The sequence below is a fragment of the Actinobacillus delphinicola genome (assembly GCF_900638385.1).
In the GTDB taxonomy this organism is placed as follows: Bacteria; Pseudomonadota; Gammaproteobacteria; order Enterobacterales; family Pasteurellaceae; genus Actinobacillus_C; species Actinobacillus_C delphinicola.
Window position 1 is genome coordinate 1,485,773 of record NZ_LR134510.1, and the last position, 24,562, is coordinate 1,510,334.

At 40.1% G+C, this 24,562-nt stretch carries 13 protein-coding genes; 8 read left to right on the plus strand and 5 right to left on the minus strand.

Features of this window, described 5'->3' with window-relative positions; all coding sequences use genetic code 11:
* Positions 1-10 precede the first annotated feature (10 nt).
* Genes modD through modA form a run of 4 tightly spaced genes read right to left on the minus strand, consistent with a single transcriptional unit; the run spans position 11 to position 2,948 of the window.
* Positions 11-859, minus strand: a complete 849-nt coding sequence (gene modD / locus EL259_RS07000) for a ModD protein (RefSeq protein WP_126600260.1) — start codon at positions 857-859, stop codon at positions 11-13.
* A complete protein-coding gene (locus EL259_RS07005) occupies positions 856-1,482 on the minus strand; it encodes an ATP-binding cassette domain-containing protein (protein ID WP_126600262.1) in 627 nt (208 codons plus the stop codon). The genes modD and EL259_RS07005 overlap by 4 nt, the downstream gene beginning before the upstream one ends.
* Entirely contained in the window at positions 1,466-2,278 is an 813-nt protein-coding gene (locus EL259_RS07010; protein ID WP_126600264.1) for an ABC transporter permease, read from the minus strand. The genes EL259_RS07005 and EL259_RS07010 overlap by 17 nt, the downstream gene beginning before the upstream one ends.
* Positions 2,253-2,948 (minus strand): molybdate ABC transporter substrate-binding protein, encoded by a 696-nt coding sequence (gene modA, locus EL259_RS07015; protein ID WP_408608239.1) that lies wholly within the window; start codon positions 2,946-2,948, stop codon positions 2,253-2,255. Before modA ends, EL259_RS07010 begins: the two co-directional genes overlap by 26 nt.
* A gap of 215 nt (positions 2,949-3,163) precedes the next feature.
* On the opposite strand from modA, the gene EL259_RS07020 reads away from it, so the two are divergent.
* The 5 genes from EL259_RS07020 to EL259_RS07040 all read left to right on the plus strand — a co-directional run bounded on the left by EL259_RS07020 (position 3,164) and on the right by EL259_RS07040 (position 19,099).
* The gene (locus EL259_RS07020; RefSeq protein ID WP_172594233.1) at positions 3,164-3,967 is read left to right on the plus strand and encodes a tetratricopeptide repeat protein; all 804 of its coding nucleotides are present in this window, start codon (positions 3,164-3,166) and stop codon (positions 3,965-3,967) included.
* Positions 3,968-4,046: 79 nt separating this feature from the next.
* Complete coding sequence (locus tag EL259_RS07025; protein ID WP_126600270.1) at positions 4,047-4,727, plus strand: tetratricopeptide repeat protein; 681 nt, start codon at positions 4,047-4,049, stop codon at positions 4,725-4,727.
* A gap of 152 nt (positions 4,728-4,879) precedes the next feature.
* Positions 4,880-5,986 (plus strand): tetratricopeptide repeat protein, encoded by a 1,107-nt coding sequence (locus EL259_RS07030; protein WP_126600272.1) that lies wholly within the window; start codon positions 4,880-4,882, stop codon positions 5,984-5,986.
* A gap of 381 nt (positions 5,987-6,367) precedes the next feature.
* Positions 6,368-17,332 (plus strand): YadA-like family protein, encoded by a 10,965-nt coding sequence (locus EL259_RS08690; protein ID WP_126600274.1) that lies wholly within the window; start codon positions 6,368-6,370, stop codon positions 17,330-17,332.
* 408 nt (positions 17,333-17,740) lie between these two features.
* Positions 17,741-19,099 carry an SEL1-like repeat protein gene (locus EL259_RS07040; RefSeq protein ID WP_126600276.1) on the plus strand — a complete coding sequence of 453 codons (1,359 nt, stop codon included), beginning with the start codon at positions 17,741-17,743 and terminating at the stop codon, positions 19,097-19,099.
* Between the two features lie 84 nt (positions 19,100-19,183).
* On the opposite strand, the gene EL259_RS07045 is transcribed toward EL259_RS07040, so the two are convergent.
* Positions 19,184-20,479 carry an adenylosuccinate synthase gene (locus EL259_RS07045; protein WP_126600278.1) on the minus strand — a complete coding sequence of 432 codons (1,296 nt, stop codon included), beginning with the start codon at positions 20,477-20,479 and terminating at the stop codon, positions 19,184-19,186.
* A 277-nt stretch (positions 20,480-20,756) separates the two neighbouring features.
* Here EL259_RS07045 and EL259_RS07050 point away from each other — a divergent pair, with 277 nt between their 5' ends.
* From EL259_RS07050 to EL259_RS07060, 3 genes are all read left to right on the plus strand, one after another.
* The gene (locus EL259_RS07050; protein WP_232019032.1) at positions 20,757-21,869 is read left to right on the plus strand and encodes a sugar diacid recognition domain-containing protein; all 1,113 of its coding nucleotides are present in this window, start codon (positions 20,757-20,759) and stop codon (positions 21,867-21,869) included.
* 98 nt (positions 21,870-21,967) lie between these two features.
* Positions 21,968-23,227, plus strand: coding sequence for a GntP family permease (locus EL259_RS07055; protein WP_126600283.1), 1,260 nt, complete (start codon positions 21,968-21,970; stop codon positions 23,225-23,227).
* 10 nt (positions 23,228-23,237) lie between these two features.
* Complete coding sequence (locus EL259_RS07060) at positions 23,238-24,383, plus strand: glycerate kinase (RefSeq protein ID WP_126600285.1); 1,146 nt, start codon at positions 23,238-23,240, stop codon at positions 24,381-24,383.
* Positions 24,384-24,562: the final 179 nt, after the last annotated feature.

Sequence of the window (24,562 nt, forward strand, 5' to 3'; positions counted from 1 at the left end):
GTGATAAAGGCTAATCGCAAGGTTCAATTACGACTTTAATATCTTGTGGGGGGGCATAGTATGGGGCAGAGGTAATGAATAGGTTAATGCCGAGCGCAGCATACTCGGCAATATTGTCTTTATTAATTCCGCCTGCAACCGAAAGCGTACAGGGAGAATTTTGTTGTTTTAGTAATATTAAGGCACGTTTTACTTCGTCAAGACTGAATTTATCCAGTTGAATAATATCGGGCTTGGCTGGAAGAATTTGTAAAAATTGCGCCCAATTATCCGCTTCGATCGTCATTTTATTTTCTGGTGCATGTTGACGAAATTGTTTAACGATCGCATTAAAATCATTGGGATCGTTAAGCAATCGGCGATGATTGCTAAAAACTAAAACCGTTTCACTTAACCCTTGACGATGAATACCACCGCCACCACTTAAAATTGCTTGCGTTGCCAATTTTCGGGTATAAGGAATGGATTTGCGCGTACATAAGATCACCGCACTTGGGTTAACAGCAATGGCGTTTTGGCGCATCTCGTGCATATATTGAGCGACACCACAACACCATTCCAAAATACATTGTGCGACTTTCCAGCCTTGGTGCAACGCTACTGCATCGCCACAAACTTGCATAATCACTCCACCTGCGTGTGCCTGTTGCCCCTCGGCGACTAAAACTTGTGGATTAAGATGAAGTTTACGCAAAACAGCAGCGGCAACGTCAATACCTGCAACCACTCCTGCATCTTTACGTTTGAAAATCATCTTCGCTTGTTTGCCGTATAAACCTAAGACGTGTGTAGTCAGATCGCCACGATAAGCATCCTCTAACAGGAGTGCGTCAATTTCTGCATCGGAAAAATAAATCATTTTTCCTCCTCAATTTTTTCTAAATTCACTTGTTGCCCTTGTTGTAAAAATAATGTTCGCTGGGCTAAAAATGCGGTTTCTTTAGGCTCATGGCTGACTAAAAGGGTGGTAATTTGGGATTCTTGTAAAATTGCTTGTAAAGTCAGCCAGATTTGCTGGCGAATATCCCAGTCTAGTGCGGAAAAAGGTTCATCTAAAAGTAAAAGATCGGGTGGATTAATGAGCGCGCGTGCCAAGGCTGCACGTTGTTTTTCTCCGCCTGAAAGGGCAGTAGGATAACGTTCAGCGAGGGGAGAGATATGTAATTTCTCCAGTAATTGCATTTTCTCTTTTAGGGAAATATGTGGAGCAGCTAAATCCAAATTGCCTAAAACAGTTTTATGGGGAAATAAATAAAGAAATTGGTTTAAATAGCGACAATTTCGTTGCCATGGCGGGCATTTTTGTAAATTTTGTCCGTTTAGCCAAATTTCACCCTGATAATTTACATAGCCTGCAATGGCATTGAGTAAGGTACTTTTACCACTTCCTGAGGCACCGACAACGGCAAAACATTCGCCTTTATCGACGTGAAAATGTATATCTTGTAAAATTCCGACCTGTAAATTATTCACTTTTAGCATATTTTTCTCGATTAAAATAACGCAATAGGAAAAGCAATAACCCTGCGATAAATAAGAGCCATAAGGCAGCAGCGATAGCAATATCAAAATCGCCACTGGCAATATTTAAATAAACCGCCATTGGTAGGGTTTCCGTTTTAAAGCGGGTTGCTCCCGCAAGCATTAAGGTTGCTCCAAACTCACCAATTGCCCGTGACCATGCTAAAATTCCTCCACAAATGAGTGCTTTTTTACAAAGTGGCAATTCTACTTTTAGTAAAGTCTTAAAAGGGGACAATCCTAGGTTATAAGCCGTTAGCCTATAGCCAATGTCTAGCCCAGAAAAGGCACCACGCGCGCTTCGTAGAAAAATAGCGGTTGCGATGTAAGTTTGCGCAATAATGATACCGAGCGGGCTAAACATCGATTCGCCTAAGCGTGGGAAAAGTTGATTGACAATACTATCTCCATTCAGTAACAACAGTAAACTTAGCCCCGTGACTAATGGTGGCAAAACCATAGGCAAATCAAAAAGCGTATCAATCAAAACTTGTCCATAAATGGGGCGAATAGACATTCGCCACGCAATTGGAATTGCAATGCAACTTGCGAGCAAAAGTGAGCAAAGCGACGTGATGAGTGACAGCCCCAAAGCAAAATGGAGCTCCGCATTTTGGAGTGTTAAAGCGAAAAATTGCGGGTTAACTTGTAATATCAACGCCCCAATTGCCCCAAGCACAACACTCAAAAAAAGAATTAAGGGCAATGTCGCCAAACAAACGCTAATACTTCTATTTAATCGGTAAGAAACCTTCATGGGTAAATGTGGCAATACCGTTAGGGGAAGTAAACATTTGCATAAGTTTTTCAGCTGCTTGTGGATGGGTTGTGGTTTTTAAAAGTGCAATCGTCACTTTTTCTTTTGGTGTACCGACAGGGCTTGGTAAAATTTTAAGCTTATCACGTTCTCTATAAGCCCCAGCACGTCCGATGACCGCAGCATCAACTTGCCCATGGAGTAAATAAAGCATGAGTTGTTTTACTGTTGCGGCTTTAGTCACAATTTTTTTATTTAACTCATCGGCGTAGCCTGATGCATCAATCATTTTTTCTGCACCTTTACCAAGTGCCATAGCCTTACTATCACCAATTCCAATACGCAAATCGCTATGGGCAAGTTCCTTGAGCGAATTGATATTTTTAGCTTTATCACGGCGAACGGCCATAACAGGAACGTGTAAAACAATAGGCATATCTTGTTGAATATAACCATCATGCAGTTTTTGGACATAATTTTCCGAGCCAGAGAGAAATAAATCACCTTTTTTAGTGGTTTCAAAACGGGTGAGTAATTGTCCCATTCCCGCATACTCTACGATAACTTTATTGCCCGTTTCTTTTTCATATTGGGTAATGATTTTTTGTGTTGGATTTTTTAATCCTGCACCTGCGTATAGGTAAAGTTCGTCGGCGTGAGCAAATGTCATAGCTCCCAGCCCTAAGGCGACCCCTAAAATGATGTGTGATTTATTCATACTATGCTCCAAAGGTTAAATAAAATTAATTATATATAAAGTTAAATAACGTTCAATCTTAATTCTGTCGAATAACCGTCCACTTAGAAAATCTTTTCAAAAAATCGCTATCATTATTCTTGATAATAATTACAATGAGTTATGTTTTTAAAATAAATAGATTAAAAATGGAATTTAATTATCAAAAATGCATCATTATAGCAGGAATGCTGTTATTGCCTTCATGGGTATTGGGGAAAGATAAACCCGTCAGTTTGGTGGGATTAATTTATCATGCAACACAAGGAAATCCCGTTGCGCAGTATAACTTAGGGGTACTTTATGAGCGTGGTTGGAATGTGCCACAATCTTATGCAAAAGCCATTGCATATTATCAAAAATCAGCACGGCAACATTTTGCACCTGCTGAATCTAATCTGGGCGCCTTATATGTGAAAGGGTTAGGTGTACCACAATCTTATTCTACTGCGGTGAATTATTTCAAAGCAGCGGCTCGGCAAGGCTTTGATGAGGGCGAATATAATCTAGGCGTTGCTTATGCGCTAGGGCAAGGCGTCCCACAATCTTATCGTAATGCCGTAAAATACTATAAACAAGCCGCCTTGCAAGGAAATCAATGGGCACAAGAAAATCTTGGCGTAGCGTACTTACAGGGGCAAGGTGTTACGCAATCGTATGCACGCGCATTTCATTATTTAAAGAAATCTCAAATGCAAGGAAATGCAAATGCTGCCTTTGATCTTGGCGTATTGTTTTATGAGGGACGAGGAGTGAAACGTAACTACATACGGGCATTCCATTATTTTAAACAAGCCGCCGACAAAGGGGATGCTTTAGCACAATTTAATCTTGGGCGAATGTATTGGCTTGGACAGGGGACGAAAGTATCTTTTAAACGAGGAGCCCACTATTTTCAAAAGGCAGCGACTTATGGCAATCCTCGAGCACTTGCACTGTTAAAAACAATATAAATCTGTATAAAAAAACTACTTTTTTAAAAGAATAAGCGTAGAATGGAAACGTGCTTTTTAGATAAAAAAGGAGCTGTAAATGAAAATTTATCAAAAAACGCTATTAGCGAGTCTTTTCTGTTTATCGTTATCCCTTCCTGCTTATTCTACTTCTCTCACTTCGCATGATGCTTTGCAAACTTTAATCACACAAGCGCAAGCTGGTAGTGCTAAAGCCCAATATCGTCTTGGTAGTGATTATTTTTATGGGAATGGGGTGGATCGATCCTATCCACAAGCCATTAAATATTTCAAGCTTGCAGCACAACAAAAATTTGCATTAGCGCTTGATAACCTAGGCATTGCCTATGAAAATGGACAAGGTGTAAAACAATCTTATTCCGAAGCAGTGAAATATTATCGGGCTGCGGCTAAGCAAGGTGATCCGTGGGGATATGCGTTACTTGGTGATCTGTATGCAGAAGGACATGGCGTGAAAAAATCTGAAAAAATGGCCATTGATTATTACAAAAAGGCAGCCAAGTTGGGCGTGACTTGGGCGGTTGATAAATTAGGTATTTTGTATGATAACGGCGTAGGGGTAAAAAAATCTTACATAAAAGCCAAAGATTATTTTCAAAAAGCCGCTGCACAAGGAAATAAAAACGCACAATATAATCTCGGTATTATGTATCAACAAGGATTAGGCGTGAGTGAGAATGGGGCAAAAGCAACGAAATATCTCACTGAATCAGCGCCAAACAATGAAATAGAAGCATAATATATTAAGAAATATAACACGCCCGATTTGTAGAAAAAATATTCAAAACTGGACGTGTTATTTTTTATAAAAAATATTTTAAAATTAATACGTTACGTTTTTGAAATTTCAGTATAGAATATGACACAATTTTTAGTCATATAGGACGTATTATGCATTTTCATCCTAAAAAAGCGGCATGTACAAGTTTCGTTATTGCAAGTTGTATTGCACCGTTATATGCATCTGTATTACCCGATTTAAATTCAGGTAATGCAGAATATCAACAAGGTTTATCTTATCTTCATGGTTCTCATGTTCCCAAATCCTATCATCACGCAATAACGCATTTTCAAAAAGCCGCTCGGCAAGGTAATCTCGACGCACACAATCGTCTTGGCGATTTACACTATTTTGGTCTTGGTGTACATCAATCTTACGCAAAAGCATTTGCACATTTTCAAAAAGCTGCTCAACAAGGCAATGCTGAAGCTTTGGATAATCTCGGCGTGATGTATGCACATGGACAAGGAGTTAAACAAGATTACGCAAAAGCACGATATTACTATCAACAAGCCGCTGATAAAGGCTATGCTCTAGCGCAATTGCACTTGGGAAATATGTATTATTTAGGTCATGCAGGCATGCGCTCTTATGCTAAAGCCTTTATGTATTACCAAAAAGCTGCAGATCAAAATAATGCGGTCGCACAAAATCGCTTAGCTGATCTGTATTACGCAGGTGAAGGCGTGAGTCAGTCTTATGCTAAAGCACTCGTTTTATACCAAAAAGTCGCAAATCAGGGCAATGCAGATGCATTAGATAACCTCGGCTATCTTTATGCAAATGGACAGGGTGTCGCAAAATCAGAAAGTAAGGCTATCGTATATTATCAAAAGGCTGCAGCAAAGGGATTAGTGATCGCACAATTACATCTTGGCAATATGTATCATCTTGGACACGGAGTAAAACAAGATTATGCTAAAGCACGCCATTATTATTTACAGGCAGCCAAAGAACACAATGGTTTAGCGTATGATAATCTCGGAACATTATATGCGAATGGACAAGGTGTTCCCCAATCTTACCAAAAAGCAGCGGATTATTTTCGTGAAGGAGCAAAACTGGGTAATGCTCGCAGTGCATATAGCCTCGGCATCCTTTACCTCAATGGAATGGGCGTCCCACACTCTGTAGAAAAAGCAAAAAATTACTTAACTCAAGCGGCTCAACAAGGCGAACAACACGCTATTGCCATTTTAAATAAAATTTCAGCATAAATTTTTACATTTCATAAAACCACGCCCCGATTTTCGTCAAAATTTTTGTAAAAATCGGGGCGAACGGCATTTTTATCATCAAATTCACAAAAAGATCAATTTTCAAAAAATAGCAAATTGATGTCTTTATATTCTGTTTTTTATCAAAAAATATCCGACTTATTAATCTGTATATATCTTTATAGTTATTATTTTAATTTATGATAGGTATTAGCTAAACTAATGATAGGTGAAAGCTTTTTGTCCAAAAAGTTTATTTTATACATAATAATAGAGCGAAAAATTTCCATTTGCAAACAAATGCTTATAAGTAGTTATTATAGCGTTATAAATATAACGAAATTCAAAAAAACTACTTGTGGATTTTACTAGGATTGATATATGAACAAAATTTTTAAGGTTGTATTTTCTAAGAATTTACAACGATTCGTTGTTACCTCTGAATTAGCAAAAGGTCATACGAAAGCAAGCACAACTGATAAGACAATTAACTTAATTCGTCCTTTCACCTTTATTAAATCTTTACTTGCCCTATCAATTGGTGCCGCCCTCATGACACCAACGAGTGTATTTGCGGCAGATAAATCAGCAGCCGATCAATGTGTTCCGAGTCTTAATATAATTAATAATAAACTTCAACTAGGACAACTTCCTAAAGGATGTGAATTGCGTAAGGGATGGGTTGATTCTGTGGAAAAAACTTATTCATTAAAATATGGAAATGTGTATGCCAATAATATTGGATTACAACAATGGACTAATGATCCTGTCCACTTTCAGACTGTGAATTTATCTAATTTACCTAATAGTAGTCAGGCAGTACAAATTGGTATCTATGCTAATGCAGGTGAGCGTAGTACAGCTGTGGGGTGGGGAGCCACGGCAAATGATCAGAGTGGTGTTGCAGTTGGTTTACAAACTGTAGCCTCTGATATTCAGGCTGTTTCCGTTGGTTCCCGCACAATTGCAAGTGGTAATCAATCCACTGCATTAGGTAATGATACGGTAGCAGGAGGGTATTCATCTGTTGCATTAGGGTCAGATGATGTTGCTGTTCGTTTTAGAGATGAATTTTCTTTACAACGCATGATGGAGAACTTCGTTAACAAAGCGGGGCTTAAAACGCAATCGGATCAAGATTACTTTGAACAAATAGTAAAAAAATTAACAGTTAAAAAGAATGGTGCAAGTTTAGAATTAGGTACAGGTAGTGGAAGTGCATTTGAGAAACTTTCTCAATCAGATAAAGAATTTTTAGAAAAGTTAAAGTATGCAGGAAATATGTCATTAAGTAACTTTTTATCGAAATATTATTTATCAGTTGGGTTAGCAGATCCTAATTGCACTGGCAATAGTTGTAAACTTGAATGGACAAATCATGCTATTTATTCACCAACTTTTGCTGGAGGAATTGGGGCAGTAGCCATTGGACCAAGGGCTATTGCTGATGGAGAAGTAGCTACTACGGTTGGTACATTATCTTTTGCATTAGGAGATCATTCTTCTGCTTTTGGTTTTCGTTCTTTCGTGAGTAAAAAATCAATTGGGGGTACTGCTTTTGGTGAAGCTTCACATGTTTTTGGTATAAATGGAACTGCTGTTGGGCATCAAGCAGAGTCAACTAATGCCAATGCTTCCGCTTTTGGGAATGGTGCCCATGCAGTTGGTAACAGTTCTTTAGCACTGGGAGATAATGCTGCTGCTAATGCAGAAGTAAGCAATAAATCTAGTTTTACAGCAGCGGTAAAAGCACAACATAACGCTATGAAAATTAATAGTTCTGAGACTATTAGCCCTACGTTAAAAGATTTCGAATTTAAATATAAAGAAACTGGTACTCCATATTTAACAATGAAAACTGAAGACGGAAAAGAAACAGTAAATGTTAAGAAAACAGCGAAATTTGGAGATCATGCAATAAGTATCGGTCATCTTGTATTAGCGGATGGTGATCGATCAACTGTAATTGGTAACAGTGCTTATGTTGGTGGAAATGATTCTCTCGGTATCGGTACTGCAACTTACGTTGATGCTAATGCGGCTAATGCTGTTGCTGTGGGAACAGGCAGTTATGTTTCTCAAAAAGGTAGTGTGGCAATTGGTAATTTAGCAACTTCAAATAGTGAAAAAGGTATCGCACTAGGGGCAAGTGCTATTGCGAATAGCTTAAGTGGCGTTGCTCTAGGTTCTGCTTCGCATGCGGATCGTGTGAGCCTAGTTTCAAATGGTACTCAAGTAACTATTAATGAAAAACCAACTGTAAATGCTCATCAAGTTTACGCACCTGTAAGCACAAAAGCCGATGATCAATTTGGTCAAGCTATTATTAGTACAGTAAAAGGTAACCTTGGTGCAATTTCTGTCGGTAATGATACCGCAACTCGTCAAATCACCCACGTTGCCGCTGGTACCGCAGATGACGACGCAGTCAACGTCGCTCAACTTAAAGCTGTTGCTGCTCACACTGGTGGCGTAACCCGTTATCAAGGAGATATGGGAGATAGCGACAATAAAGTTTTAACTCGTACGTCAGAACAAACATTAGGAGTTAAAACAACTAAAGATTGGACTGGAAAAGATGGCGCTCACTATACTGGTGACAATTTAGAAACGTACACGACGGCTGATGGTATCCAAATTGGCATGAAAGATACTCCAACCTTCAAAACCATTACGTTAACTAATGGAAATAAAGGCGGAAATAACAGTGTAACCTTAACTCCAACCGAAAAAGGATTAAGTTTTGGTGACAAACAATTATCAGGCGTAACTAGCTCAGCCACTACCTTTACCCCACAAGGTTTAACAGGGGAGGGAGTAACTGATAAGAATGCTCCATTATTACAATTTAACAATCCTGCACCAAGTGATACTGTACAACACAGCGTTGCTACCGTTGGCGATTTAATGAATCTCGGCTGGATTGTAAGTGCAGGGAAAACTGATAGTAGTTCAACTTATAAAGACGTTGTAAAAAATGCCAACGAAGTCCACTTCGTCGGTAGTGATGGCATCATCGTAGATGGACAAACAAATAGTGATGGTGTCCGTGAAATCAAAATTACCCTAGATAAAGATACTTTAGCGAAAGATGATCGCTTCAAAGGACCAAAAGGTGATCGTGGAGAAACTGGCCCAGCAGGTCCAATGGGCCCACAAGGCATACCTGGTCCAGTTGGCCCGCAAGGTCCAGCAGGTAAACAAGGCAAAGAGGGGCCAGCAGGGCCTCGTGGCGCAACCGGTCCAAAAGGCGACCAAGGGGAAATGGGTCCACAAGGTAAACAGGGTGAACCTGGAGAACGAGGTCCAGTGGGTCCAATAGGACCACAGGGACCACGAGGAGAGCAAGGTTTACAAGGCCCAGCAGGTCCAGAGGGTAAAACTGGACCGCAGGGACCAGCCGGTGAACGCGGTCCAGTTGGTCCGCAAGGTGAACGTGGTCCTAAAGGTGATACCGGTCCTAAAGGCGAACAAGGCCCAATTGGTCCAGAAGGTCCTCAGGGTAAACAGGGTGACATAGGTCCACAGGGCCCAGAGGGCAAACCAGGTAAACAAGGTCCGGTTGGTCCTAAAGGTGCTCCAGGAGAACGAGGACCAGCTGGTGAACGTGGTCCTAAAGGTGATACCGGTCCAGTTGGTCCTAAAGGTGATCGTGGTCCGGTTGGTCCGCAAGGTCCAGCAGGAAAAGATGGTGCACAAGGACCAAAAGGCGAACGTGGCGAAACAGGTCCTCAAGGTCCAGTTGGCCCAGTAGGTCCAATGGGACCTAAGGGAGAAACTGGTGCTACTGGTCCACAGGGACCTCGTGGGGAAACCGGTGCACAAGGTCAAAAAGGCGATCGTGGAGAAATAGGTCCACAGGGTCCAGCAGGTAAACCAGGGGAACGTGGTCCAGTTGGTCCGCAAGGTCCAGCAGGAAAAGACGGTGCACAAGGACCAAGAGGCGAACGTGGTGAAACAGGTCCTCAAGGTCCAGTAGGTCCAATGGGAGCGAAAGGCGAAACTGGTGCTACAGGTCCACAAGGTCCAAAAGGTGATCGTGGAGAAATAGGTCCAGAAGGTCCTCAAGGTGAAAAAGGCGACACAGGACCACGCGGTCCAAAAGGTGACCGTGGGGAACAAGGCCCAGCAGGTGAAAAAGGACCTAAAGGTGACACTGGTCCGCGTGGACCAGCAGGTGAACGTGGTCCAGCAGGTCCAGTAGGTCCAAGAGGAGAACAAGGCCCAGCAGGTCCAGAGGGTAAAACTGGACCGCAAGGACCAGCAGGCGAACGCGGTCCAGTAGGTCCGCGTGGCGAAACCGGTCCACAAGGTCCGATTGGTCCTAAAGGCGAGCAAGGTCCAGCAGGAAAAGACGGTGCACAAGGACCAAGAGGCGAACGTGGTGAAACAGGTCTTCAAGGTCCAGTAGGTCCAATGGGACCGAAGGGAGAAACTGGTGCAACAGGTCCACAAGGTCCAAAAGGTGACCGCGGAGAACAAGGCCCAGCAGGTGAAAAAGGACCTAAAGGTGACACTGGTCCACGTGGACCAGCAGGTGAACGTGGTCCAGCAGGTCCAGTAGGTCCAAGAGGAGAACAAGGACCGGCAGGTCCTAAAGGTGAAACTGGACCACGTGGTCCGCAAGGTCCTGCGGGTAAAGACGGTAAAAATGGTAAGGACGGTAAAGATGGTTCTGGCTCAGTGAAATTGGGTGATAGCACAACTGTAAGCGGTACAGGTACCATTGCTGATCCGTATCGTATTAACGTGACAAGTGGTGATATTAAAGTTTATGACGGTAAAGACGCAAATAAACCACAAGGTAAACTTTATGTCGGCAACTTGCCTGCTGGCTCTACACCAGAAAAACAAAAAGAGTTAACGAATGCATTAAATCAAGCGAAAAAAGCGGTTCAAACTCAAGAAAATGAGTTGAAAACTGCACAAGAGGCTTTAAAAGCTAAACCAGATGATAGTGCTGCAAAAACAAAAGTTCAGGAATCTGAAAAAGCATTAACAACTGCTCAAGATAATCTTACGAAAGCACAAGAGAATTATCAAAATGCGGGCTTTGGTAAAGTAGCAACGGTGCAAAATGTCGTTGATGCGATTAACCAATCTGGCTTTAATCTTGAGGCAGAGGGGGCGCATACTGCATTAATTAATCCTGGACATACGGTGAACTTAACAGGTAAACCTACTACAAAAGTAGGTTCAACTGATAAGTCTGATGCGGGTAATATCGTTATTACTCAGTCAACAGAAAATGGTAAAACGACAGTTCATTTTGATCTAAATAAAAATTTAGATTTGAGTAAAACTGTAAACGGTAAGACTGAACAAGGTTCTATTGGTGGTTTAGCGGATCATTTACCGACACCAGCGAATACTACTAAGTCTGAAAATGCACCAACTGTTGATGAAACAAAAGGTCACCAAGCAGCAACGATTAATGATGTATTGAACGCAGGTTGGAATTTACAAAATAATACAACCCCGATCGATTTCGTTAAACCGTATGACACAGTGAACTTTGCAAATGGTAATGGTACACAAATAACCGTAACTGCAGATAGTGCGCATAAAGTTAATACGGTTAAAGTGGATATCAATGTAGATGGTAAAACCTTAACCACCGAACCGATGTATAAAGATCCAACTACACATCAAGATGTGAAGGTAGTGAAAGGTGATGGTAATAATGGAACATCAAAAGATAAATGGTATCAAGCAAATGCGGAAGGTAAACCTGAAGCAGGTAAAGAGGTACAAGCTAAAGATGTGAAACAAGTCCTTACCACAAATGGTACCTTTGGTTTAAGGGATAGCACTGGTAATACAGCAACAGCTGGCTTAAATCAAACGGTTGAAGTTATCGGTAAAGATGGTGTCGATGCGAAAGTTATCACAGTGAATAAACAAGGTAATACGCCAGAATATAAAGCACTCCAAGTTTCTTTAAAAGGTAACGTGGATGTAGCGGGTGACGGTAATAACGGCAGCAGCATTACATTACATGGTGCGAAAAATACTGCGGGTACAACCACGACAACTGCACCACAAGCGAAAATTACAGTTGCGAATGGTACCAACGGCGTTGATGGCGTGAGTGGTGATGACACACGCACTGCGGGTAACGGTCATAATGGTATGACACGTATTGAATACCAAAATGGTACTGGACCAAAACATGAAGTGGCTACACTTGATGATGGTTTAATTTTCAAAGGTGATGATGGCAAAGCGGTTACTCGTAAATTAAATCAAACCTTGACTATCAAAGGTGATGCGAAATCTGCTGATTTAGCAACATTTACGACTGGAAATATTGGCGTAGTTAAAGATCCAGCTACCGATGCTCATGGCTTAGTAATTAAGCTTGCGAAAGATCTACACGGTATTAATAGCCTACAAGGTGATAATAACGGTAGCAAAATTACCTTGGGTGATAATGGTAAAGGCATTACATTGAGCAACGGTCAATCAGGCACTGGCGATCATGACGTTCAATTACATGGCGTTGCGACAGGTACTGCACCAACAGATGCAGTAAATGTAAAACAATTAATTGATGAAATTAATGCAAATGCTACCCAACTTAAAAATGGGGACAATACCATTGTTACAGGTAATGGAACCAAAGCGGATCCTTATCGTGTCAATGTACAAACTGGAGATGTAACAGTAAATAGCACCACGGGTAAAGCTGATGGCTTGCCAACGGGTGTGACTGAAGATGAGGCGAAAAAACTACAAACTGCATTGGATAATGCAGAAAAAGCTGTAGCGAATAATCGTCAAGCATTGGCTGATGTAAAAGCTAAGTTAGATACGGCTGAAAAAGGAAAAAATCCAGAAACTATTAAACAAGCTAAAGCAGATGTAACCAAAGCTGAACAAGAGTTATCTAATGCTCAAAACGGATTGGATACAGCCCAAAAAGCTTATCAAGACAAAGGCTTAGATAAAGTTGCAACAGTACAAAGCGTCGCTAAAGCGATTAATAATTCTGGCTTTACACTCCAAGCGAATGGTACTGGCGGTAATTTAGTGAAACCGGGTAGCACTGTAAACTTAACAGGCAATAGTACACCTGCACAAGGAACAACCCCGGCTAAAAACGGTAATATTGTAGTTAACCAAACAACGGATAAACAAGGTAATACCACTGTTCACTTTGATTTAAATCAACACCTTGATTTAAGCAAACCAGGAAAAGATGGCACTAAAGTTTATGGTTCTATTGATGGATTAAAAGATCATTTAACAGCACCAAATACAAACCAACCATTACAGGTTCAAACTAAACCTGCTGATGTAAAAGAACATCAAGCTGCGACAGTAGGTGATGTTCTCAATGCAGGGTGGAATGTACAAAATAATGGTAATCAAAAAGGTTTTATCAAAGCTTATGATAGTGTTAATTTTGTAAATGGTGCAGGCACTATCGCCCAAGTAACGGAACAAGAAAATGGTAAAGTAAATGTTACCTTTAATGTTGGAGTTGACGGTAAAACTACAAAAATTGTAGCGAAAGATGGTGATGGTAAAGTTGTTGTTAAAGGCAATGGTACTAACGGTACTCAAGCTGATAAATGGTATCATCCAAATGATAAGGGCGAACCATCAGGAACTGCATTAACACCAGATCAAGCTAAAAATGTAAAACAAGAAATCGTGTCTAATAGCGTTTCTGCTTTACAAAATGGCGATCATACCCAGGTTACAGGTACAGGTAGCGAAACTGATCCGTACAAAGTAAATGTGGTAACAGGTAGTTTAAGCAATGGTAATAACGCATCACCAGCGGGACAAACTCCAGCAGGTAAAGTTGTAGTAGATACCAAAACGTTACAAACTGCGGTAGATAATGCGAAGAAAGCCTTGGAAGCAGCTAAAGCGAAAAATCCACAGGATGCTAAAGCCGTGAAAGAAGCGGAAGCAAAAGTTGCGCAAGCAGAAAAAGCATTGCAAGATGCGGATAAGCAAATTGCCACTGTTGGTAATGTAGCAAAAGCAATCAATGATTCAGGCTTTACGCTACAAACTAACGGTAAAGGTGGAGAATTAGTGAAACCGGGTAGCACTGTAAACTTAACAGGTCAAACAACACCTGCTCAAGGTACAACTGCGAAAGACGGTAACATTGTGGTTAAACAAACAGTAGAGGATGGTCAACCAACTGTCCACTTTGATTTAAATCAACACCTTGATTTAAGCAAACCAGGGCAAGATGGTCATAAAGTTTATGGTTCTATTGATGGATTAAATAATCACTTCACAGAACCGTCAACACAAAATATCAAGTCGGAAAGTGTACCGAGTGATATTGCACCGAAAGCGCACCAAGCAGCAACGGTGAGTGATGTATTGAATGTGGGCTGGAATTTACAAGGTAATTCTACGCCAGTGGACTTTGTGAAACCGTTTGATACCGTTAATATTATTGATGGTACAGGAACAACTGTAGTTGCAAAAGCAAGTGATCATGGAACAGAAAGTACAATCCAGATCAATAGTTTGACTCAATATGTTGATGATCAGGGTAATCCGCTTGTACACCATGGTGATAAGTACTATCCAGCAGGATCGATTGTGGGCAAAGATGGAAAAGTGTATCCGCAAGGCACACCAATGACAGATGGCGAACCAAACGATTCTCATGCACCAGTTGCAACCCCTGTGACACCAGCGAAAGTTGGTATTGTTAGCCCAAATAAACAGCCGATTAAATTAGGCAATGTGGCAACAGGCACGAGCGATCAGGATGCGGTGAACGTTAAACAATTACGTGACACCATAAAAGAAAATGCAACGCATATTGCTAATGGAGATAGTACAGTTATCAGCGGTACTGGCACACAAAACGATCCGTTCCGTGTGAATGTTACGACAGGCGATGTGACAATTGGGCAAGATGGCAAGGCACAGGTACCAACTAACCCAACATTGCAAAATGCTTTAAACAAAGCTGAAAAAACTGTTAATGATAATCGCCAATCTTTAGATATGGCAAAAACAGCATTAGAAAATGCAGAAAAAGGTAAAGATACATCAGCAATTACAGCAGCGAAAAATAAAGTTGCCCAAGCTGAAAAAGCATTAAATCAAGCCCAACATGCATTGGATAAAGCCCAAAAAGATTATCAAGACGCAGGTTTAGGTAAAGTTGCAACAGTGGAAGGTGTAGCGAAAGCAATTAACCAATCTGGTTTTAACCTTGAAGCGGATGGAGCGAATAAGACACTTATTCATCCAGGAAATACCGTGAACTTAACGGGTAAAACAGAAAAAGCAGGTAAAGCTGAAAATGGCAATGTTATCGTAAGCCAAACAACTGATACAACAACGGGTAAAACAACCGTCCACTTTAGCTTAAATAAAGATCTTAAAGACATTAACAGTGTTCAAGGATCAAATGGCGGAAGTAAGATCACCCTTGGTGATAAAGATCACGGTATTACATTAAGTAATGGTGATAATAAACCTACCCAAGTTCATGGCGTAGCAGCGGGGACTAGCCCAACTGACGCAGTGAATAAAGGACAGTTAGACAATGCGATTAACCACCAAGCGCAAAGTATTAATGCGAATACACCGTTTGAATATAAAGATACACAAGGACATAAACTTGAAAAAGTAGGCGATCATTTCTATCAAAATGAGGGCAATGCTCCATTAGTGATCAGTAAAGACGGTAAAGTATATCCAGCAAATACACCGCTTGACGCACAAGGTAAACCGACAAATGGTGCACAACCATTAACGGCGACTGATGCAAATAACGTGGTAATCAGTGCAAAAGGAAAAGCACCGCAAGTGGTAAATAATGTGAAATCAACCATTGCATCTCAAGTAGAGAAAGCATTGGCAGATAAACACGTTACTAAACCAAATGCGAATGCAACCGCTGCTGAAAAAGCCGCTTATAAGCAAGCAGTTGAAAAAGCGGCTGCGGATGTAGTGAATGCATTAACGCAACAAGATACAGGCTTAAATACCGCTGCAACCGTGGGTGATTTAAAAACAGTCGCAACAGCAGGTCTAAATTTTGAAGGTAATGACAGCAAAGTTGTACACCGCAACTTAGGTCAAACTCTTCAAGTGACAGGCGATATTGATAAAGCTCATCTTGATCATTTTGAAAGTGCGCAAAACAATATTCGTGTTGTGAAAAATGGTGACGGCTTACAAGTACAGTTAAATCAAAACTTAACGAACATTCATAGCCTTCAAGGACCACAAAATGGCAGCAAAATTACGCTTGGCGGTAAGAATGACGGTATTACATTAAGTAATGGCGATGACAAACCTACTCAAGTTCATGGCGTAGCAGCAGGGACAAAACCAACGGATGCCGTGAATAAGAGCCAGTTAGATCAAGCGAAAAAAGCATTAACGGACGATTTAACTAACAATGTGAACAAGCTTAATCAAACCATTGCGGATCAAACAATCCAAATTGGTGCGAATGGCGGTAAAAAACATCCAGTTAAACTTCGTGATGGCTTAGATTTCCATGGCACTAAAGGTGAAACAACAGTAAATGTTGATGGTGGCAAAATTACGGTTGGGTTAGATAAAAACTTTGTAAATAAAGTAGATAACAACACGAAAACGTTGGAAAATCTTAAACTTAATCGTGGTGAAGGCTTCCAAATCCAAGGTGACCAAGGTACAGCGATTCAAACAAAACTTGAATCAAACTACCAAGTAAAAGTGGAAGGTAAAAACGTAAACGGTCATCGCAATATTTCAGTTACCTCTGGTAGCGATAAATTAGAAATTGCGTTGGATAAAGATGTCCAAGTTGCAAATAGTGTGACAGCGGGCGATAGCCATGGACCACATACTACTGTCAGTACTGATGGCGTACAGGTTGCAGACAAAGCGGGTAATACAGGTATTAACATCCAAGCGGGTGATAAACACAATACTATCGGCTTTAGACAAAGTAATCCAAAAGATATTCGTACTGCGACAGGTGAAATCCGAGGTTTAGCGACCCCAACCAGCTCACAATTATCGCATGCAGCGAATGTGGATTATGTCAACAAGATGGTTAACCAAAGTTATAACAATGTGAACAAACGCATTAATAACTTACAAAACACCTTAAAAGACATGGATAAACGCCACAATGCAGGCGTTGCGGGTGCTATTGCGCTTGGCTTCTTACAACGTCCAAATGAAGGCGGAAGAAGTATTATCTCTGCTGCAATTGGCGGACACTTAGGACAAAAAGCGTTAGCTATCGGTTACGCACGTAATTCCGATAATAACAAAATGTCCTTCAAAGTCGGTGTTGGGTTAAATACTCAGAAAAATGTCGACTACGGTGCAAGTGTCGGATACCAATGGTAATTTATTAATTTGCTTACAAAATGCGATCTTCGGATCGCATTTTTTTATCTTAAATACGCCCAATTTTTCAGAAAAATTTATGATATTTATTAGTTTATTTTATGATTTTGGTACCAATACAATTTAGGCTTATCTACAAGAATATCAATAACATAAAATACACAATGAAAGTATAAGCTACCAAGATGAGCTAAAAAATTTATCATTTAACAAAAAACAACACGCCCCGATTTTCGCAAAAATTTTCACGAAAATCGGGGCGTGTTTTCCATTTTAAACAAAATATCCATATTAAATAAAAGCAATATATAACATTGTTTTCGATCAAATTAATAACTTATTTTCCTTACTATTAATTTTTTATGGGTATAGAATGCGCAGAATTTTTTATTAACTAGAGAAAATAATATGCGCACATTTATTAAGAAAACGCTTCTCGCCAGTATGCTGCTCGGCATATTTGCCAATCCACTTTATGCAGCAGAAGCACTTGATATCCAAACGGTCATCGCACGAGCCAATCAAGGTGATGTAAAGGCACAAGATGGCTTAGGGATTGCTTACGTGAATGGTTATGGCGTAAAACGTGATTACGCAAAGGCAGTGGAATATTTTCAAAAAGCCGCTGCACAAGGTAATGCAGATGCGCAAGATCGCTTAGGGATTGCCTATGCGAATGGTCTAGGCGTAAAACGTGACTACGCAAAAGCTATAGAATATTTACAAAAAGCTGCCGCACAAGGTAATGCAGATGCACAAGCTCGCTTAGGGGTTGCTTATGCAGATGGTTATGGCGTAAAACGAGATTATGCAAAATCCATAGAATATTTTAAAAAATCTGCTACCAACGGTAATGCAGATGCACAGTATATTTTAGGAATGGTTTATGAAAGTGGTCAAGGCGTAAAGCAAAATTATACTAAAGCCGTAGAGTACTACCAAAAATCCGCAGCACAAGACAATGTAGATGCACAATTAAAACTAGGTACTGCTTATGCAAGAGGTCAAGGTATAAAACGAGATTATACGAAAGCAGTAGAATATTTTAGAAAAGCAGCAGAACAAGGGAATGCAGTAGCACAATATCGTTTAGGTGCAATGTATCAAAGTGGTTTGGGTGTAAAAAAAGATTATGCAAGGGCAGTAATATTTTATCAAAAAGCCGCTGCCCAAGGTAATGTAGATGCACAAGGTGCTTTAGGATCGGCTTATTCAAATGGGCGAGGTGTAAAGCGAGATTATGCACAAGCAGTAAAGTATTGGAAAAAAGCGGCTGCCCAGGGTGATGTAATCGCACAAGGTAATTTAGGAACTGCGTATTACAATGGTGATGGTGTAAAACAAGACTATACTAAAGCAGCAGAGTATTTTAAAAAAGCAGCGGAACAAGGCGATGAAACTGCACAAGATAATTTAGCGAATGCCTATTATTGTGGACGAGGTGTAAAACAAGATTATGTAAAAGCAGTGAAATATTATCAAAAAGCTGCAGTTCAAGGTAATGTAAATGCCCAATTAAACTTGGGTATTGCTTATGCGAGAGGTCAAGGTGTAAGGCAAAATTATGCGCAAGCAGTAAAATATTTGCGAAAAGCGGCTGATCGAGGTGATGCAAATGCACAACGTAGTCTAGGGGTTATGTATGCAAATGGATTGGGCGTAAAACAAGATCTTGCGAAAGCAGTACAATATTTTAGAAAAGCGGCTGCCCAAGGCAATAAATATGCGATTAAGGCTTTAAAGGAAATTGATCAAGCTAGCCTGTAAAGTACATAATTTATAAACATTACGCCCCGATTTTCGCAAAAATTTTCACGAAAATCGGGGCGTGGTTTTATTTGGCGAGGTTGATTATGCGAATGGATCTTGGAGGATCATCGTTTCTACACGGTCTGGACCAGTAGAGAGGATCGCAACAGGTACGCCAGTTACTTCTTCGATACGTTTGATGTAGTTACGCGTATTTTCTGGTAACATTTCAACATCGGTTACGCCGAAAGTATTTTCTTTCCAACCTGGCATGGTTTCGTAAATTGGTTCAACGCCTTCCCAGTCTTTAGCAGCAAGTGGTGCGAAATCAACGATTTCACCGTTTGGCATTTTGTAGCCAACACAGATTTTCACTTCATCAAGACCATCAAGTACGTCTAATTTAGTCATACAGAAACCAGAGATACTATTTACTTGGATAGCACGACGCATTGCAACTGCATCGAACCAGCCACAACGGCGTGCACGACCAGTTACTGCACCAAATTCATTACCACGACGTGCGATAATTGCACCGATGTCATCGAATAATTCAGTAGTGAATGGACCACCACCCACACGTGTACAGTAAGCTTTGATAATACCAAGAACATAGTCAATATGACGTGGACCAAAGCCCGCACCAGTTGATACACCACCAGCTGTAGTATTTGAACTGGTTACATACGGATAAGTCCCTTGGTCGATATCAAGCATGGTACCTTGTGCGCCTTCGAAAAGGATATTGTCGCCACGTTTACGTGCGGTATCAAGGATAGTGGTAACGTCTGCAACCATGCCTTTAATTACATCAGCAACGGCGAAAACATCTTGCATTACAGTATCGAAATCAACAGGTTCAACGTGGTAGTAATGCACTAATTGGAAGTTGTAGTAATCAAGGATAGCTTTGAGTTTTTCAGCAAAGGTTTCTTTATCGAAAAGGTCGCCAACGCGTAAACCGCGACGTGCAACTTTATCTTCATAAGCAGGACCAATACCACGACCTGTTGTACCGATTGCTTTTTTACCTAATGCTTTTTCACGCGCATGATCCATTGCTACGTGGTAAGGAAGGATTAAAGGACAAGCCTCTGAGATTTTTAAGCGTTCACGAACATTGATGCCACGTGCTTCAAGTTCGCCCATTTCTTGCATTAATGCAGCAGGTGAAAGCACCACGCCGTTACCGATTAAGCAAGTTACGTTTTCGCGTAAGATACCGCTTGGGATTAAACGTAATACTGTTTTTTCGCCATTGATAATAAGCGTATGTCCAGCATTATGTCCACCTTGATAACGAACCACATATTTTACACGGTCAGTTAAAAGGTCAACAATTTTCCCTTTACCTTCATCGCCCCATTGAGCCCCTAAGATAACAACACTTTTTCCCATATTTTTCGCCTTTTGGTTGAGAGTTAATCAAAAGCAATGTTATTGCTAAATAACAAAAACTCAGTACTTTACCCGTTTATCCTTCCTGACTCAATGAAAAAATCACATAAAACGCGAAAAAACTTTAAGCGTTATACAGAAATATAACTAATTAATAAATCAAAGGTAATCAATAATTAGTATAAACTTTATAAATATAGAAAAATAGCGGGAGATATTTTGATTTAGTCGTAGGCTTCTTTAAAATGTAAGTCAGAATATTGAGTTTGGAGTGAATATGAAATTAGATTATCAACTCGCCCGAGAAATAACGGCAAGGGCAATGAAAATAGTCCCATATTCAGTTAATGTTATGAATGAATGTGGAGAAATTATTGCTTCTGGCGATACTTCACGGATTGGTGAAAAACATATTGGTGCCGTGGTTGCATTGAGGAAATCTAGAATTGTAGAGATTGATGAGCAACTTGTTAAAGATTGGAATAACGAGGTAAGAATTGGTGTCAATTTACCGATTGCTTTTCAAGAAAAAAATATTGGTGTTATTGGCATATCAGGCGAATTAGATAAAGTAAAACCTTATGCTGAGCTTGTTAAAATGGCCGCAGAGTTAATGGTAGAGCAAAGGTTTGCTATCGAAAGGCTTCAGTGGCAAAAACGTTATTTTGAAGACTTTCTAGTTCAGTTAATTGATGAAAGATTATCAGAAAACGAGTTAATTAAACAAGCGAGGTTCTTTAAATTTAATTTAGACAAGACGTTACAAGTAATGATTATCTCACTTAAAGAACCTAGTGTTGATAATACGCAATATTGGCTAAGTTATCTAGAGGATTATCATAATCAATGTAACTTAATTGTAGATAAACAAAAAAATCTTATCGCTCTTTGGCAAGTTGATATTCCTCATGATTTTTCCCAACACTTGCCTGAGCATTTAAAGAAAATAGGGGCTAAAATTGCAGTAGGGCTAAAAGTGGAAAATGGTTTTTGTGCGAGTGTCGCTTATAAATCAGCACTTAATGCCTTGAGCTTTGGTAAAATGCATCATCCCAAACAGCAGACTTATTTTTTTGATAAAAATAAAATTCCAGTACTTTTATACAATATCCCATCAAATTGGTATCTATCGGAATTATTTAAACCACTGCGGATCTTATATTCACAAGATAAAGGAGCGGTCTTACAAAAAACGCTTAAGCAGTATTTTTCTCCAAATTGTGATTTACTTCACACATCTAAAAAATTGTTTATTCATATAAATACACTACGTTATCGATTGCATAAGATTGAGCAGATAACAGGCTTATCTTTCAATAAGATAGATGAAAAATGTGTTTTATATTTAAGCACTATTTTTGAGCAGAATATTGTAGAAAACAACAAATAAATACCCAACCGTGGACACGATTTTTAGCCTTTTCAATAATGTTATTCCACCGAGATTATGAATAATAAGATTGAAATTTTATTAATTTGGAGGTGAATATGGTAACAGTATCCGCTTTTGGGGCGATCGTTGCATTAGCGATTGCAATTACTCTTATTTTGAAAAAGGTTTCACCTGTTTATGGAATGCTGATTGGGGCAACCATAGGCGGTCTACTCGGTGGGGTAGATCTTTCCCATACTGTTTCTTTAATGATCGGTGGTGCCCAGGGCATTACTACGGCAGTACTTCGTATCCTTGCGGCAGGTATTCTTGCAGGGGTATTAATTGAATCAGGTGCAGCACATAGTATTGCAGAGCAAATTGTTCATAAATTAGGTGAAGAAAAAGCATTGTTAGCACTGGCTGTTTCTACAATGATGTTGACTACGGCAGGTGTTTTTGTCGATGTATCTGTCATTACTGTTTCACCGATTGCCTTAGCATTAGGGCGACGTGTTGGGCTATCTAAAGCAGCAATTTTATTAGCAATGGTAGGTGGTGGCAAAGCAGGTAATATTATGTCACCAAATCCAAATGGTATTGCGGCAGCAGAAGCCTTCCACGTTCCTCTAACATCAGTTATGTTGGCTGGGGTGATTCCTGCTATGTTCGGTTTAGTACTTACTTACTTTTTAGCTAAACGCCTTATTAAACGTGGTAGCTTTGTTGATAAATCAGAAGTATTAACACCAGATGATATGGCGCTACCACATTTTTTACCTGCAATATCAGCGCCACTTATTGCGATTTTCCTGTTAATGTTAAGACCGATTTGTGGCATTAAAATTGATCCTTTAATTGCATTACCATTAGGAGGATTAATTGGTGTTGTATGTATGGGTAAGTGGCGTAGTTTAAATCAATATGCTCTGAGCGGATTGGGAAAAATGACACCTGTAGCCATTATGTTGTTAGGTACTGGTGCATTAGCGGGGATTATTGCAAATTCAGGATTAAAAGATGTTTTAATCAATGGACTTTCTGCTTTGGGATTACCGTCTTACATTTTAGCACCTATCTCAGGCGCCTTAATGTCTATGGCAACAGCATCAACTACTGCTGGGACAGCGGTAGCTGCCAACGTGTTCGGTGATACTTTAGTTCAATTAGGCGTTACAGGACTAGCAAGTGCTGCGATGATCCAAGCAGGGGCAACTGTTTTTGATCATATGCCACATGGTTCATTTTTCCATGCAACTGGCGGTAGCGTGAATATGGATATCAAAGAACGTTTAAAACTTATTCTTTACGAAAGCGCGATTGGTTTAATGTTGGCATTCGTTTCTACATTAATTTTTGGGGTATTTAAATTTTAAGGAGAAAATAATGAAAATTGTTATTGCGCCAGATTCTTTTAAAGAAAGTTTAACTGCATTGCAGGTTGCGGAGGCTATTGAAATGGGGATTAGGGATATTTTCCCCAAGGCAGAATATTGTTGTGTGCCTATGGCTGATGGGGGGGAGGGGACTGTCCAATCCTTGGTCGATGCAACGGGTGGGAAAATTATACAGTGTGAGGTGACCGCACCTTTGGGCGATAGGACAATGGCATTCTGGGGGCTTTCTGGGGATGGGGAAACGGCGATTATTGAAATGGCGAGTGCGAGTGGTTTGCCGCTGGTACCACTGGAACAACGCAATCCATTGATGACAACCAGTTTTGGTACAGGCGAATTAATCAAAAATGCGCTGGATTACGGGGTACGTAAAATTATTCTGGGGTTAGGTGGCAGTGCGACCAATGATGGTGGGGTTGGAATGTTGCAGGCGTTAGGCATAAAATTTTTAGATAATCGGGGCGTGGCATTACCTTTGGGTGGAGCAGCGTTATTGAATCTTGCAACTATTGATTTTACGGACTTGGATCCACGATTAGATAAGATCGAAATTGAAGTTGCATGCGATGTTGATAATCCGCTTTGTGGGGAAAATGGAGCAAGTGCGATTTTTGGACCTCAAAAAGGGGCAACACCAAGCATGGTGAAAACCCTAGATAAAGCGCTTGCTCATTTTGCAGATGTGATACAACAAACACTAGGGCGTGATATTAAACAAGTTGCTGGTTCAGGAGCAGCGGGAGGAATGGGTGGTGGTTTACTTTTGCTCCCTCACGTTATGATGCATAGAGGAATTGATATTGTTTTAAGCTTTACTGAATTGGAACATAAAATTAAAGATGCAGATTGGGTGATTACAGGTGAAGGTCGAATGGATGGACAAAGTATTTTTGGTAAAACCCCTATGGGTGTGGCAAAAATTGCAAAATATTATGATAAACCTGTCATTGCGATCGTTGGAAGTTTAGGGCATGGATATCAGGCTATTCATGAATATGGTATTGATGCAGTTTTCCCTATAATTGCTAATACCAATGGTTTGGCAGATGCCTTACAACATGCTAGAGATAATGTTTTTCGGACTGCTAAGAACATTGCAACAGTTATAAAGGTTGCCAATTTTAATCTTCAATAATCGCAATATTAAATCAATGAGTAAGATAACCTTTGTTATTTAGAATATTCTCCCTTTGAGATTAATCAATAAACGATTTTATTTATTTTTATATAATCTCAAGATACTAAAATTATTCGCTGATTATTATCCAAAGTGGAGTGACGAATGGAAATATTTAAGCTGAATGTAGCATTTTT